The 13,674-nt window shown below is 67.6% G+C and carries 17 protein-coding genes; 15 read left to right on the top strand and 2 right to left on the bottom strand.

The window, feature by feature from the left end; all coding sequences use genetic code 11:
• Positions 1-119: 119 nt before the first annotated feature.
• The 13 genes from atpD (at position 120) to H0A72_RS08100 (ending at position 8,793) form a co-directional block, all read left to right on the top strand.
• Entirely contained in the window at positions 120-1,556 is a 1,437-nt protein-coding gene (atpD, locus tag H0A72_RS08160) for a F0F1 ATP synthase subunit beta (RefSeq protein ID WP_281389270.1), read from the top strand.
• The gene (locus tag H0A72_RS08155; protein WP_180154587.1) at positions 1,553-1,951 is read left to right on the top strand and encodes a F0F1 ATP synthase subunit epsilon; all 399 of its coding nucleotides are present in this window, start codon (positions 1,553-1,555) and stop codon (positions 1,949-1,951) included. The genes atpD and H0A72_RS08155 overlap by 4 nt, the downstream gene beginning before the upstream one ends.
• Positions 1,951-2,265, top strand: coding sequence for an AtpZ/AtpI family protein (locus tag H0A72_RS08150; protein ID WP_180154910.1), 315 nt, complete (start codon positions 1,951-1,953; stop codon positions 2,263-2,265). Before H0A72_RS08155 ends, H0A72_RS08150 begins: the two co-directional genes overlap by 1 nt.
• Entirely contained in the window at positions 2,258-2,566 is a 309-nt protein-coding gene (locus H0A72_RS08145) for an N-ATPase subunit AtpR (RefSeq protein WP_180154586.1), read from the top strand. The genes H0A72_RS08150 and H0A72_RS08145 overlap by 8 nt, the downstream gene beginning before the upstream one ends.
• Positions 2,550-3,242, top strand: coding sequence for a F0F1 ATP synthase subunit A (locus H0A72_RS08140; protein WP_180154585.1), 693 nt, complete (start codon positions 2,550-2,552; stop codon positions 3,240-3,242). The genes H0A72_RS08145 and H0A72_RS08140 overlap by 17 nt, the downstream gene beginning before the upstream one ends.
• Positions 3,243-3,295: 53 nt before the next feature.
• Positions 3,296-3,586, top strand: a complete 291-nt coding sequence (locus tag H0A72_RS08135) for a F0F1 ATP synthase subunit C (RefSeq protein WP_180154584.1) — start codon at positions 3,296-3,298, stop codon at positions 3,584-3,586.
• Positions 3,587-3,589: 3 nt separating this feature from the next.
• Entirely contained in the window at positions 3,590-4,372 is a 783-nt protein-coding gene (locus tag H0A72_RS08130) for a F0F1 ATP synthase subunit B family protein (RefSeq protein ID WP_180154583.1), read from the top strand.
• Entirely contained in the window at positions 4,363-5,865 is a 1,503-nt protein-coding gene (locus H0A72_RS08125; RefSeq protein ID WP_180154582.1) for a F0F1 ATP synthase subunit alpha, read from the top strand. Before H0A72_RS08130 ends, H0A72_RS08125 begins: the two co-directional genes overlap by 10 nt.
• Positions 5,865-6,755: a F0F1 ATP synthase subunit gamma gene (locus H0A72_RS08120; protein WP_180154581.1), complete on the top strand. Its 891-nt coding sequence runs from the start codon at positions 5,865-5,867 to the stop codon at positions 6,753-6,755. Before H0A72_RS08125 ends, H0A72_RS08120 begins: the two co-directional genes overlap by 1 nt.
• 137 nt (positions 6,756-6,892) lie before the next feature.
• On the top strand, positions 6,893-7,261 hold the full coding sequence (gene sdhC / locus H0A72_RS08115; protein ID WP_180154580.1) for a succinate dehydrogenase, cytochrome b556 subunit: 369 nt from the start codon (positions 6,893-6,895) through the stop codon (positions 7,259-7,261).
• Entirely contained in the window at positions 7,258-7,593 is a 336-nt protein-coding gene (gene sdhD, locus H0A72_RS08110; protein ID WP_180154579.1) for a succinate dehydrogenase, hydrophobic membrane anchor protein, read from the top strand. The genes sdhC and sdhD overlap by 4 nt, the downstream gene beginning before the upstream one ends.
• 30 nt (positions 7,594-7,623) lie before the next feature.
• Entirely contained in the window at positions 7,624-8,322 is a 699-nt protein-coding gene (locus H0A72_RS08105) for a succinate dehydrogenase iron-sulfur subunit (RefSeq protein WP_180154578.1), read from the top strand.
• Between the two features lie 24 nt (positions 8,323-8,346).
• Positions 8,347-8,793, top strand: a complete 447-nt coding sequence (locus tag H0A72_RS08100) for a CBS domain-containing protein (protein ID WP_180154577.1) — start codon at positions 8,347-8,349, stop codon at positions 8,791-8,793.
• A gap of 196 nt (positions 8,794-8,989) precedes the next feature.
• Here H0A72_RS08100 and H0A72_RS08095 read toward each other — a convergent pair whose 3' ends face one another.
• Entirely contained in the window at positions 8,990-9,712 is a 723-nt protein-coding gene (locus H0A72_RS08095) for a Smr/MutS family protein (RefSeq protein WP_180154576.1), read from the bottom strand.
• Positions 9,699-10,658 (bottom strand): thioredoxin-disulfide reductase, encoded by a 960-nt coding sequence (gene trxB / locus H0A72_RS08090; RefSeq protein ID WP_180154575.1) that lies wholly within the window; start codon positions 10,656-10,658, stop codon positions 9,699-9,701. Before trxB ends, H0A72_RS08095 begins: the two co-directional genes overlap by 14 nt.
• A gap of 44 nt (positions 10,659-10,702) precedes the next feature.
• Between trxB and H0A72_RS08085 the strand changes: the two genes are divergently transcribed.
• Both H0A72_RS08085 and lolA read left to right on the top strand, forming a co-directional pair.
• On the top strand, positions 10,703-13,054 hold the full coding sequence (locus H0A72_RS08085) for a DNA translocase FtsK (RefSeq protein ID WP_180154574.1): 2,352 nt from the start codon (positions 10,703-10,705) through the stop codon (positions 13,052-13,054).
• A complete protein-coding gene (gene lolA / locus H0A72_RS08080) occupies positions 13,044-13,667 on the top strand; it encodes an outer membrane lipoprotein chaperone LolA (RefSeq protein WP_180154573.1) in 624 nt (207 codons plus the stop codon). Before H0A72_RS08085 ends, lolA begins: the two co-directional genes overlap by 11 nt.
• Positions 13,668-13,674 lie beyond the last annotated feature (7 nt).

The raw sequence follows: 13,674 nt of genomic DNA, 5'->3' as shown, positions 1-13,674 counted from the left end.
GCATCCGAGCGCCGCAAAAAAACCGCAAGCCGCGATGGCTTGCGGTTTTTCAATGGCGCATCCGTTTCATGATGGTACAGTTAGCTTGGCGGCCCACCCATCGCGCGCGGAATACGCTCATGACCGATACGATGTCCACCATCCCTGCTTACGAGGCCGCGTCCGGCGACCGGGACGCGGCGGCCGCCATGGCGCGCGTGGCGCGCATCTCCGGCCAGGTCGTCGAACTGGAAATAGAAGGGCCGGCGCCGAAAGCGCGGGACCTCTTCGTGGGCCTGGAAGATCCCGGCCTGCGCATCGAGGTCGCCACCTTGCTCAGCCCGCGCACGGCCAAGGGGCTGGTGCTTTCGGCGAGGCAGCCCGTATCCCTGGGCGCCCGCTTGCGTGTCCTGGAAGGCGGCCTCGAGATGCCGGTCGGGCGCGCCACCCTGGGCCGCATGCTGAATCTTTTCGGCGAGGCGATAGACGGCGGCCCGCCGCTGGACGGCGCCCCCCGGCGCTCGACGCATCAGCCGCCGCCGGCGCTCAGCGAGCGGCGCAGCCATCCCGAGATCTTTGAAACAGGCATCAAGGCGATCGATCTCCTGTGTCCCATCGAGCGCGGCGGCAAGACCGGGCTGTTCGGCGGGGCTGGCGTCGGCAAGACCGTGCTGATCGCCGAAATGGTCTACAACATGTCGGGCGTCTACCAGGGGGTCAGCCTGTTCTGCGGCATCGGCGAACGGTCGCGCGAGGCCGAGGAATTCCACCGCGAAATGGGCGAGGCCGGCGTCCTGTCCAACACCGTCATGGTGTTCGGCCAGATGAACGAGCGGCCGGCCGTGCGCTTCCGCGTCGGGCATGCCGCCATGACGATCGCGGAGCATTTTCGCGACGAGCTCAACACGGACGTCCTGGTGCTGATCGACAACATCTACCGCTTCGTCCAGGCCGGCGCGGAAGTCTCCGCGCTGCTGGGCCAGATTCCCTCGCGCGTCGGCTACCAGCCCTCGCTCGCGACGGAAATCGCCGAGCTCGAAGAGCGCATATGCTCCACGGCGGCGGGCGCCATCACCTCCATCCAGGCCGTCTACGTGCCCGCCGACGACTTCACCGACCCCGCGGCCACGCACGTCTTCGGCCATCTGTCGGCGTCCATCGTGCTGTCGCGCAAGCGCGCGGCGCAGGGGCTGTATCCCGCCCTGGATCCGCTGGAATCCACGTCCAAGATGCTGACGCCCCGGGTGGCGGGCGAGCTGCACGTGCGGGTCGCCCGCGAGGTGCGCCGCACCCTGGCGGAGTATGAAGGCCTGAAAGACGTGATCGCCATGCTGGGGCTGGAACAGCTGTCCATCGACGACCAGCGGACCGTCGCCATCGCGCGCCGGCTCGAGCGCTTCCTGACCCAGCCCTTCCAGGCGACCGAACAATTCACGGGGCTGCCGGGGCGGCCCGTGAGCTTGCGGGAAACCATCGAAGGCTGCACGCAGATACTGTCGGGCGCTTTCAACGACCTGCCGGAACGGCAGCTGTACATGATAGGCTCGATCGACGAGGCCGGGAGGAATGCCGCATGAGCGCCGATCACGTCATGCGTTTGCGGGTCCTCACGCCGGCGCAGGCGGTCGTCGACGTATCCGCGCGCAAGCTCGTGGCCGAAGGCACTCATGGTTTCTTCGCCGTGCTGCCGCGGCATATCGATGCGGTGGTTGCGCTGCCCGCCAGCCTGCTCAGCTACGTCACCGCCGACGGAAGCGAGCATTTCATCGGCACGGACGAAGGCATCCTGGTCAAGCAGGGGGCCGAAGTCTGCATATCGGTGCTCGATGCGTTTGAAAGCGATGACCTGGATGCGCTGCGCGAGCGGCTGGCGCAGCACTTGTCCAACCTGGAGGACCACGAGCGAACGGCGCGGAGCGCCATCGCGCGCCTGGAAGCCGGGGCGATCCGCCATGTCATGGAGATCAGGTGATGCAGGACGAAGGCAGCGAACTCGAAGCGACGGTGGGGCGCAAGGCCGAACGGCGGTCGCGCTCGCGCCGCGAAGGGCGGCATACCGTCTGGTTCGGAATCGGCATGTTCGGCCTGGTGGGCTGGGCCGTCGCCGTTCCCGCCCTGGTGGGGGTGGCGCTCGGGCGCTGGGCCGATGCGCACTACACCGGGGGCCCCTCCTGGACGATCACCGGCCTGGTGCTGGGCGTCACCGTCGGGTGCCTGAACGCATGGTGGTGGGTGCAGCGGGCGGGCCTTCGGCGCGGCGCACAAAAGGAAGACCAAGATGAATGAAATGACCATCGATCTGGCCTTGGGCCTGGCCGCGGGCCTGGTGCTCGGCGGAATCCATTTGCGCTGGCTCTGGCAATCGACGCGCCGGCTGGCGCGCGGCGCCCGCCGCCCGCTGGCGCTGCTGTGGGGCGCGGCGTTGCGGCTCGGGCTCGTCGCCGCCGGCCTGCTGCTCGTCGTGCGCTGGGCGGACCAGCCCGCCATCGCCTTGCCGGCGGCCCTGGCGGGCTTCATGCTGGTACGCTTGCTGGTGTTCTGGCGCGTGCGTCGCACTGAACGGAGGACCGATGCAAATCACGCCTGACGGCAACATCGTATTCATCCTGCCGGCCGGCCCGCTGGGAAGCCTTCCCATCTCGGCCACCATCGTCAACACCTGGATCGTCATGACGATACTGGTCGTTGGCGGGCGGCTGATCACCCTGGGCATGGGGCCGGCCGCGCCCGCTTCGCGCTGGCACCTGGCGCTGGAAATCCTGATCGAGCAAATCCGGAAGCAGATCCAGGACGTCGGCGGCGGCGACCCCGGCCGCTACCTGCCCTTCATCGGCACGCTTTTCCTGTTCATCCTGGCGTCCAATGTGCTGGGCGTGGTGCCCGGCTTCACGTCGCCGACCGGCTCGCTGTCCACTGCCGCCGCGCTGGCCATTTGCGTGCTGGTCGCCGTGCCGTTCTATGGCATTGCCGACCAGGGCCTGCTTGGGTATTTGCGGCATTATCTGCGGCCCACGCCCCTGATGGCGCCGCTGAACGTGCTGGGCGAGATCTCGCGCACCGTCGCGCTGGCGATACGGCTGTACGGCAACGTCATGAGCGGCACGGTAATCGTCGCCATCCTGCTGTCCATCGCGCCCCTGATCTTCCCCATCCTGCTGCAATTGCTGGGCTTGCTGACAGGGGTCGTGCAGGCATACATTTTCGCCGTCCTGGCCATGGTCTACATCGCGGCGGCACAAGGAGACGAGCCGGGCGCCGCCTGAACGCCGGGCGCCGCCAAGCCGATTTCACCACCTTCCGGAAAAGGAAACATCGAATGGATGTCACTACGATAATTGCAGCGGTTTCTATCATTACGGCGGGCCTGACCGTGGCCCTCGGCTCGGTCGGCGCGGCGGTGGGCGAGGCCCGCGCCGCATCGCAGGCGCTGCAGGCCATCGCGCAACAGCCCGACGAGGCCAATACGATCTCGCGCACGCTGTTCGTGAGCCTGGCCGTGATCGAATCCAGCGGAATCTATTGTTTCGTCGTGGCGTTGGTCATGATCTTTGCCAACCCGTTCTGGACCTGGGCGGTCGGGTCCGCCGCCCGGGCGGCGGGGGGCTAGGCGATGCCGATAGACTGGGTGACGGTCATCGCGCAGATCGCGAACTTCGCGATCCTGGTCTGGCTGCTGCAGCGCGTGCTGTACCGGCCCTTGATGCGGGCGCTGGACGAGCGCAGGGCGAACGTCGACCGCCGCCTGCTGGAAGCCGAGGCCGCTCGCCGGGAGGCGGAAGCCGAGGCCCGGGCGCACCGCGAGGCGCTGCAGGAGCTCGAGCAGGCCCGGGGGCTGCGGCTGCAGGAGCTGGAGGCCGAAATCGAGGCGCTGCGGGCTGAAATGACGCAAGCCGCGCGGGAAGAAGCCAGGCTGCGCCGCGAGGCCTGGCGCCGGCAGGTCGAAGACGAGAAGGCGGATTTCCTGAATCGCCTGCGGCGGCGTGCGGGGGATGGCTTCGTCACCCTGGCGCGCCGGTCCCTGGCCGACATGGCGGACGAAGACCTGTCCGATCGCATGGCGCGGGTCTTTGCGCGCCGCTTGTCGGAGCTGGGACCGGAAGACCGGGCCGCCTTGCGGCAGGCGGCCCGCGCCGACGGCGGCGCGCGCGTCCTGTCTTCGCTGCGGCTGTCGGCGGGCGCGCAGGCGGACATCGCCCGGGCCGTTGCGGCGCTGCTGGACGCTTCTGCGGACGTCAGCTTCCAGCAGGACGGCGAGATCGACTGCGGCGTAGCGTTGCAAGTCGGCTCGCGGCGCCTGGGCTGGACGCTGGGCGAGCACCTCGATGCGCTCGAAGAGGACGTGGCGGCCTTTCTGGACTTGCGGCTCGAGGGCGGAGGCGAGCCATGGAACTGAGCTCGCTTGCCGACAGCCTGTTCGATGCGCTGGAAGGCAAGAGCGACCGTCCGGCGCGCTTGTCCTCCGAGGAGCGCGGCGTCGTCAGCAGCGTCCTGCGCGGCGTGGTCGAGGTCCGGGGCTTCACCCAGGCGACGCAGGACGAGCTGATCGCTTTTGAAAACGGCGCGAGCGGCCTGGCGCTGAATCTGGCCGAGGGCAGCGCGGGCATCGTGCTGCTGCACGATCCGCGCGGGCTGCGGCCGGGCGACCATGCGCGCCGGACCAGGCGGGTGGCCTCGGTGCCGACCGGCGACGCGCTGCTCGGCCGGGTGGTCAGCCCGCTGGGGCGCCCGCTGGACGAACAAGGCCCGATCGCCGCGGACCGGCACGATGCCATCGAGCAGCCGGCGCCCGCCATCATGGAGCGCGGCCCGGTATCGCGCCCCCTGCAGACGGGCATCAAGGCCGTCGATGCGCTGGTGCCCATCGGCCGCGGGCAGCGGGAACTGATACTGGGCGACCGCCAGACCGGCAAGACGGCGGTCGCCCTGGACACCATGCTGAACCAGGCCGGCACCGGGGTCATTTCCGTCTATTGCGCGATCGGGCAGCGGGGGGACGCCGTGGCCGGCGTCATCGCGCGCCTGCGCAAGTACGGGGCCATGGGCAATTGCATCGTGGTCGTCGCGGGGGCGGAAGAACCCCCCGGCCTGCAGTACATCGCCCCTTTCGCCGCGACCACCATCGCCGAACGCTTCATGCGGGCCGGGCGCGACGTCCTCATCGTCTTCGACGACCTGACCCGGCATGCCCGCGCCTATCGCGAGCTCTCGCTTCTGCTGCGGCGTCCGCCGGGCAGGGAAGCCTATCCGGGAGACATCTTCTATCTGCACGCCCGCCTGCTGGAAAGGGCCACGCAGCTGCGGGCAAGCGCGGGCGGCGGATCGCTGACCGCGCTGCCCATCGTGGAAACCCAGGCGCAAAACCTTGCCGCCTACATCCCCACCAATCTCATTTCGATCACCGACGGGCAGATCTATCTTTCGCCCCAGCTGTTCCGCCTGGGGCAGCTGCCGGCGGTGGACGTCGGGCGCTCCGTCTCCCGCGTGGGGGGCAAGGCGCAGCTGCCCGCGTTCCGCGCCGTCGCGAGTCCTCTGAAGCTGGCCTATGCCCAGTTCGAGGAGCTGGAGTCGTTCGCCAGGTTCGGCGCCAAACTGGACGCCGATTCCCGGGCGCGGCTGGAGCGGGGGCGCCGCGTCCGCGAGGTGCTGAAGCAGGCGGAAGAGTCGCCCATGCCCGTCCTCCACCAGATCGGACTCTTGCTGGCGGTGTCGGAAGGCCTGTTCGACTCATTGGCGCCGGATCGCCTGGCGGCGGCGGAGCAGGCCGTGCTGCGCGCCATGGACGCCACCCGGCTGGAACGCGACATCCTGGCCGGCGCGGCGCTGCAGGGCGAGCTTCGCGCGGCCCTGCTGCAGGCGGCCCGGGCCGCGCTGGCGGAAGCGGGCTGATGGCGAGCCTGGAGGAACTCTCGCGCCACATCGCGGTGGCGGCCGACCTGAAGTCGGTGGTGCACACCATGAAGGCGATATCGGCCGTCAGCATCCATCGCCATGAACAGGCGGCGCGGACCATGAAGCAGTATCTGGCCAATGTGGAGCACGGCTTGCAGATCGTGTTGCGCACGCGCGGGCGCGGGGCGGGGCCGTCCCCGGCGCCCGCGGGCCGGGAGCGGGTGGCCGTGGTGCTGGCGGGTTCGGAAATCGGCCTTTGCGGCGCCTTCAACGAGCGGCTCACCGCGTTTGCGCGTTCCCATCTGGCCGCAATGGGCGTGCACGCCGGTCGCCGCCTCGTCCTGACGATAGGCGCGCGCATCGATGCCGGCTGGCGGGCGGAAGCGGAGCCCCCGGCCGCGCACCAAGAGGCCCCGGCCACGGTCGATGCGCTGACCGCGACCGTCGGGGCCGTGCTCACGCGGCTGGACCAATGGCGCAAGGACGAGGAGGTGGGCCGGCTGGAACTCTTCTTTCAGCGCCAGGACGCCGGCGGCGGTACGGTTCCGGCGCATATGCCGCTGTGGCCGCTGGACCAGGCCTGGCTGGACGACGTGGCGGCCCGCCCCTGGCCGTCGCGCAGGCTGCCGGTGGTGATGGGCGATCCCGAAGCGGTGTTCAGGCGGCTGGTCCGCCAGCTGTTGTTCGCGCGCGTCTTCACGGCGATCATCGAGTCGCGCACCGCGGAACATGCGGAGCGCCTTGCCGCCATGCAGGCCGCGGACCGGAGCATCGAAGAGAAACTCGAGGAATTGCGCATCGCGCACCGCCTCAAGCGGCAGGAAGTGATCACCTCGGAGCTGCTGGACATCGTGTCCGGCTATGAGAGCATCGTCGGCGACGCATAATCACCCTGCCGGCGAAAGCGGAATGGCCCCCCGCGGCGCCGGGCCGTGGTAAGGTATTTCGTTCGCAGCGGACTTGTCCGGCAAATATGGCGCAGCCTGCCGGATCCGGGACGCGGCGGTCCCGAAACGGAGGCGGCATGAAAAAACCCGTGTTTTTCAATGTGTTCCGAATCCAGATGCCGGTTGGCGCGGTCACTTCCATTACGCACCGCGTCACCGGCGTCCTGCTCGCCGTGGGCATTCCGCTTGGAATATACCTGTTCAGCACCTCTCTCGATGGGCCCGAAGGCTACGCCAGGGTCGGCGCCTTCTTCGACGCCTTTGCGGTCCGGTGCGCGGCGGTGGTGTTCGCCTGGGCGTTGGCCCATCACCTGCTGGCGGGCCTGCGCCACATGCTGGGCGACGTCGACATCGGCTCCCGCCTGGCGCCCGCCCGCCGCAGCGCCTGGGCGGTGAACCTGCTGGCCGTCCTGATCGCAGCGCTCGCGGCGGCGGTGTGGCTATGAAAAAAGCACCCCTGAGCGGTCTTCGGGCCTGGCTGATCCAGCGCCTGACGGCCGTCTATCTGCTCGTCTCGCTGCCGCTGTTCATCGCCTCTTTCGTGTTCGACCCGCCCGGCTCCTACGACGCCTGGCGCGAGCGCGCATCCAGCGCCTTCTTCGTGGCGGCGGGCGGCGTCTTCATCGTCGCCTTGCTGGTGCACGCCTGGGTCGGCCTGCGCGACGTGGCGCTCGATTACGTCAAGCCGCTGCCGCTGCGCATCGGCGTGCTGGCGCTGCTGGGCTTCGGCCTGGTCGGCATGGGAGCATGGGCCTTGCATGCGCTGTTCGGCGCCTGACGGCCGCCATTCGGAACACCGGAGGACGCAATGAAGTTTTCCATATACAGGTTCGATCCCGATGCGGGCGCCAAGCCCAGGATGCAGGACTACGAAATCGAGGTGGGCCCGGCCGACCATATGCTGCTCGACGCCATCCTGCGGATCAAGGCCGAACAGGACGATACGCTGAGCATACGGAAATCCTGCCGCGAGGGCATTTGCGGCTCGGACGCCATCAATATCAACGGCCGCAACGGGCTGGCCTGCATCACGCCGCTTCGCTCCCTGAAAGAGCCGGTGATGCTGCGCCCGCTGCCCACCTTCCCCGTGATCCGCGACCTGGTGGTCGACATGACGCAGTTCTACAAGCAGTATTGGTCGGTCAGGCCGTACCTGATCAACCCCGAGCCCCCGCCCGACAAAGAGCGGCTGCAGACGCCCGCGCAGCGGGAATCGCTCGACGGGCTGTACGAATGCATCTTGTGCGCCTGCTGTTCCAGCCAGTGCCCCTCATATTGGTGGAACCCCGACAAATTCGTGGGGCCGGCGGGCTTGCTGAACGCTTTCCGCTTCATCAACGACAGCCGCGACCTGGCCACGGACGAACGCCTGGACGACCTGAACGACGCCTATCGCGTGTTCCGCTGCCGCAGCATCATGAATTGCACGGAAGTCTGTCCCAAGGGCCTGGCGCCGTCCCGGGCGATCGAGCACATCCGCCTGGCCATGCTGAAGCATACGCTGTGACATCCCGACAGGAGGGTAGGCAAAATGAAATTGGTTCGAACCGTGCTGGAGACCGCCAGAAAGCATCTGGTGACCATTCCCGACGCCGCGCCCCTGGTCGAGGCGGCCCGGCTGCTCAGCGAGCGCGAAGCCGGCCTGCTGGTGGTGTGCGGCGCCGACGGCCGCATGCGCGGCGTCATCACGAAAAGCGACGTCGTGCGGCAGATCAGCCATTGCCAGGGCTGCAGCTGCACCACCATGATCGCCGACGTCATGAGCAAAGAACTGGTCGTGTGCCGGCCCGAAGACCGCCTGCACGATGCCTGGCTGCTGATGAAGGACCACGGGCTGAAGCAGCTGCCGGTCTCGAACGACGCGGCCGAGCCGCTGGGCCTGCTGTCCGTCAGCGACACCCTGGAGGCGCTGATCAAAGACAGCGAATACGAGGAATCCTTGCTGCGCGACTACGTGATGGGAATCGGCTATCGATAGCGCCGGGCCGAAAAGTGTGTTGACCTAGTGCATACCCTAAGTGTCGCGCCGCGAATTATGTTGCACAATTCGTTCCATGCAGGTGAGGAGACAAAGCCCTGCATGGGCAAGCCGGTAAGTCGGTAGAACAATAATGTAGCAGGTCCCATAAGAAATAAAAAAGCACGAAGGCTGACGACAAAATCGTCGGCCTTCGTCATTTCTGCAGCAAGACCTGCACGGCGCCCGCGCCGCCGTCCTGTTCGGAACACTCCACATAGGCCTGTACGGCTTCCAGCTGGCTCAGCCAGCGCCTGATCGTCTGGCGCAGCACCGGCTCGCCGTCCTTCGAGCCATAACCTTTTCCGTGCACGATGCGCACGCAGCGCAGCTGGTGCAGGCGGCAAGACTGCAGGAAGCGGTCCAGCCGCTCGCGCGCCTCGTCCAGCGTGCTGCCGTGCAGGTCCAGGCTGGCGCCTATGGGCCATTTCCCGCGCCGCAAGTCCCTCAGCAGGTCGGGGCCGCAGCCCGGGCGCAGGTATGAGGAATCGTCCCGCTCGATGCCGGGCGGGCTGTACTGGTCGGAGATCCGGGGCGCGGGCGGGGCGTCCCGGCCCATGGCGCGGGCGCGGCGCTCGGCCAGCAGGGCGGCCGGAGCCAGCGGCACGGGGGGCAGGACGGCGCGATCGCTGCGCTTCAGGCGAATCACCGACTTGACCGCGCGCCGGAAGAGTTCGGCGTCTTCCTGGGGCAGGGTTTCGGGATCGCCGCCGCGCCGGGCCGATGGGCCTCGCCCCGCGCGAGGCAAGGCCCCAGCCGGTTCCTTGCGGGATCTGGCCGCGGCCCGGGCCGCTTCGGCTTCCTTGCGCAGGCGCTTCAGGTCGGCGAGCCCGCGACCCGTGGCCCCGCCTGGATCGCGCCCGCCTTTATTCGCCGGCATTCTCCAGCCAGCGCTGTGCATCCAGGGCCGCCATGCAGCCCGTGCCGGCGCTGGTGATGGCCTGGCGATAGACGTGGTCCTGGACGTCGCCGGCGGCGAAGACGCCCGGGACGGAAGTCATGGTGGCAAGGCCGTTGAGGCCGCTGCGCGTGATGATGTAGCCGTTCTCCATGTTCAGCTGGCCTTCGAAGATGCCGGTGTTGGGCTTGTGGCCGATGGCGATGAACGCGCCGGTGACGGCCAGGTCTTCGGTTTCGCCGGTTTGGTTGTTGCGCAGCCGCACGCCGGTGACGCCCGATTGGTCGCCCAGCACTTCCTGGAGCTCGCAGAACAGCTTGAGCTTCATGTTGCCGTTCCGGACCTTGTCCATGAGCTTGTCGGTCAGGATGGGTTCGGAGCGGAATTTGTCGCGGCGGTGGACCAGGGTGACGCTGCGGCAGATATTGGACAGATACAGGGCTTCTTCGACGGCGGTGTTGCCGCCGCCCACGACGACGACGTCCTGGTTCTTGTAGAAGAAGCCGTCGCAGGTGGCGCAGCCCGATACGCCGCGGCCCATGAATTCCTGTTCGGACGGCAGGCCCAGGTACTGGGCGGACGCGCCGGTGGCGATGATGAGCGCGTCGCAGGTGTAGACGGCGCCCGTGTCGCCCGTGAGGGTGAACGGCCGCTTGGAGAGGTCGACGCTGGCGATGTGGTCGAAGACCATTTCGGTGTCGAAGCGTTCCGCGTGCGCCTGGAAGCGCTGCATGAGGTCGGGGCCCTGCACGCCTTGGGCGTCCGCCGGCCAGTTGTCGACGTCGGTCGTCGTCATGAGCTGGCCCCCTTGTTCCAGACCGGTGATGAGCACGGGCTTCAGGTTGGCGCGAGCGGCATAGACGGCCGCCGTGTAGCCGGCGGGGCCGGAGCCCAGGATCAGTACTTTGGCGTGTTTGGGAGTCGTCATTACACAAAATCCGAAAATGGTGAACAGCCAATTATAATGAGTCCATGGCTAGATTACCCGCTACATCCCCACGCTCCTCCCGCAATGTCCGCAACGGGCCGTCGCCCCTGCAGTCGCGGCTGTCAGGACTGTTCCGCGAGGCACGGTGGATCGTGTTCGCGGCGCTGGCGGCATGGCTCGGCCTGGTGCTCGCCACCTGGGATCCGGCCGACCCCGCGTGGTCGCATTCGGTCCAGGCCGCCACCACGCATAACCGCGGCGGCACGCTCGGCGCCCATATTTCAGATTTCCTGCTCTTTCTTTTCGGCTATTCGGCCTGGCTGTGGGTCGTGCTGCTGGCGCAGCGGGTCGCCATGGGCTTCTACCGGCTGACCAGCCTGCTGCTGCCCAGCGCCCAAGGGCCGCTGCCGCGCGTGCGCTGGGAGGTCGGCGGCGGCTTCTTCCTGCTGCTGGTGGGCTGCATGGGCATCGAAGCCCTGCAAATGAAGCAGCTCGGCGCCGCGCTCCCGGCGGGGGCGGGCGGGCAGCTGGGCCAGCTGCTGGCGAACGTCATGTCCGCCTCGCTGGGCGTGGCCGGCTGCACGCTGCTCCTGCTGGTCTTCATCGCGGTGGGCGCCAGCCTGTTCTTCGGCTTTTCCTGGCTGCACATCGCGGAGCGCGTCGGCCAGGCCGTCGAACGCGTCGTGAAGCGCCTCTTCGAATTCAAGACCGCCTACGAGGACCGCAAGGTCGGCCAGGTCAAGAAGGCGGAGCGCGAAGAAATCGTCGTCGCCAAGCAGGAACAGCTGGTGCACGAACAGCCGGTGCGCATCGAACCGGCCATCACCTCGGTGCCCAAGTCGGTGCGCGTCGAAAAGGAAAAGCAGAAAACGCTGTTCACCGCGCCCATCGAAAGCGGCGGCAGCGGCGACCTCCCGGCGGTGAGCCTGCTGGACGCCCCGCAGGACAGCATCGAAACCGTCTCCCCCGAAACCATCGAATACACCTCGCGCCTGATCGAAAAAAAGCTGTCGGATTTCGGCGTCAGGGCGGTGGTGGTGGCGGCGCAGGCCGGGCCGGTCATCACGCGCTATGAAATCGAGCCCGCAACCGGTGTCAAGGGCAGCCAGATCGTGAACCTCGCCAAGGACCTGGCGCGCGCCCTGAGCCTGGTCAGCATCCGGGTGGTCGAGACCATCCCCGGCAAGAACCTGATGGGCCTGGAACTGCCCAACCCGAAGCGCCAGATCGTGAAGCTGTCCGAGATCATCGGTTCGCAAACCTATCACGCCAGCCCGTCGCTATTGACGATGGCGCTGGGCAAGGACATCGCCGGCAATCCCGTCGTGGCGGACCTGGCCAAGATGCCCCACCTGCTGGTGGCCGGCACCACTGGGTCGGGCAAGTCGGTGGGAATCAACGCCATGATCCTGTCGCTGCTCTACAAGGCGGACGCCACCCAGGTCAGGCTGATACTGATCGACCCCAAGATGCTGGAAATGAGCGTCTATGAAGGCATACCGCATCTGCTGGCGCCGGTGGTGACCGACATGCGGCACGCCGCCAACGCCCTGAACTGGTGCGTGGGCGAAATGGAAAAACGCTATCGGCTCATGAGCAAGCTGGGCGTGCGCAACCTGGCCGGCTACAACAACAAGATACGCGACGCCCTCAAGCGCGAAGAGCCGATACCGAACCCGTTCTCGCTGACCCCCGACGCGCCGGAGCCGCTGTCCACGCTGCCCATGATCGTCGTCGTCATCGACGAGCTCGCCGACCTGATGATGGTGGTGGGCAAGAAAATAGAAGAACTCATCGCGCGCCTGGCGCAAAAAGCCCGCGCGGCGGGCATACACCTGATTCTGGCCACCCAAAGGCCCAGCGTCGACGTCATCACCGGGCTCATCAAGGCCAACATCCCCACCCGGATCGCCTTCCAGGTTTCCTCCAAGATCGATTCGCGCACCATCCTGGACCAGATGGGGGCGGAGACCCTGCTGGGGCAGGGCGACATGCTTTACTTGCCGCCGGGCACGGGCCTGCCCGCGCGCGTGCACGGCGCTTTCGTGCATGACGACGAAGTCCACCGGGTGGTCGAATCGCTCAAGCAGCAGGGCGAGCCCAACTACATCGACGGCCTGCTGGAAGGCGCCCTCGAGGGCGAGACGGGCGACGGCGTGGGCGGCGTCACGGGCTTCGCCGACGCCGAATCCGATCCCTTGTACGACCAGGCCGTCGAGGTCGTCCTGAAGAACCGGCGCGCGTCCATTTCGTCGGTGCAGCGGCATTTGCGCATCGGCTACAACCGCGCGGCCCGCTTGCTGGAACAAATGGAACAGGCGGGCCTGGTGTCGGCCATGCAGTCCAACGGCAACCGTGAGATCCTCGCACCGGGGAAGGCGTCCAATGAAGATTAGGCATATCGTGGCCGCGGCCGTCATGGCCGCCAGCCCCGTGCTCGCGTGGCCTGCCTCGGGCACCCAGCAGCTGCGGGATTTCGTCGCTCAGGTGCAGTCCGCCAGCGGCCGCTTCACCCAGCAGGCCGGCGACAGGCAGGGGGCGGGCAAGCCGGCGCAAACGGGCGAGTTCTCCTTCCAGCGGCCGGGCAAGTTCAAATGGGACGTGCGCAAGCCCTACGAGCAGCTGATCATCTCCGACGGCAAGCGGCTCTATCAATATGATCCCGACCTGGCCCAGGTCACCGAACGCAATGTCGACCAGTCCATCGGCGCCTCGCCGGCGGCGATTCTGTTCGGGTCGGGGGCGCTCGAAGATGTCTTCGAGCTGCAGGACCTGCCCCCCCGGGACGGCCTGGAGTGGCTCAGGGCCAAGCCGCGCAGCGCCGACGCCGGCTTCACCCACGTGGAGATCGGTTTCAAGGGCAGCATGCCGCAGCGCATCGACCTGCTCGACTCCTTCGGCCAGACCACCCGCATTAGCCTGACCGACATCCGCGCCAATCCCAAGCTGGATGCCGCGGCGTTCAAGTTCACGCCGCCGCCCGGGGTGGACGTCGTCAAGATGCAATAGAGCCCGC

Origin of the sequence: Parapusillimonas granuli (genome assembly GCF_013416525.1) — a bacterium.
Classification (GTDB): domain Bacteria; phylum Pseudomonadota; class Gammaproteobacteria; order Burkholderiales; family Burkholderiaceae_B; genus Parapusillimonas; species Parapusillimonas granuli.
This window is presented reverse-complemented; position numbering and strand designations above follow the sequence as displayed.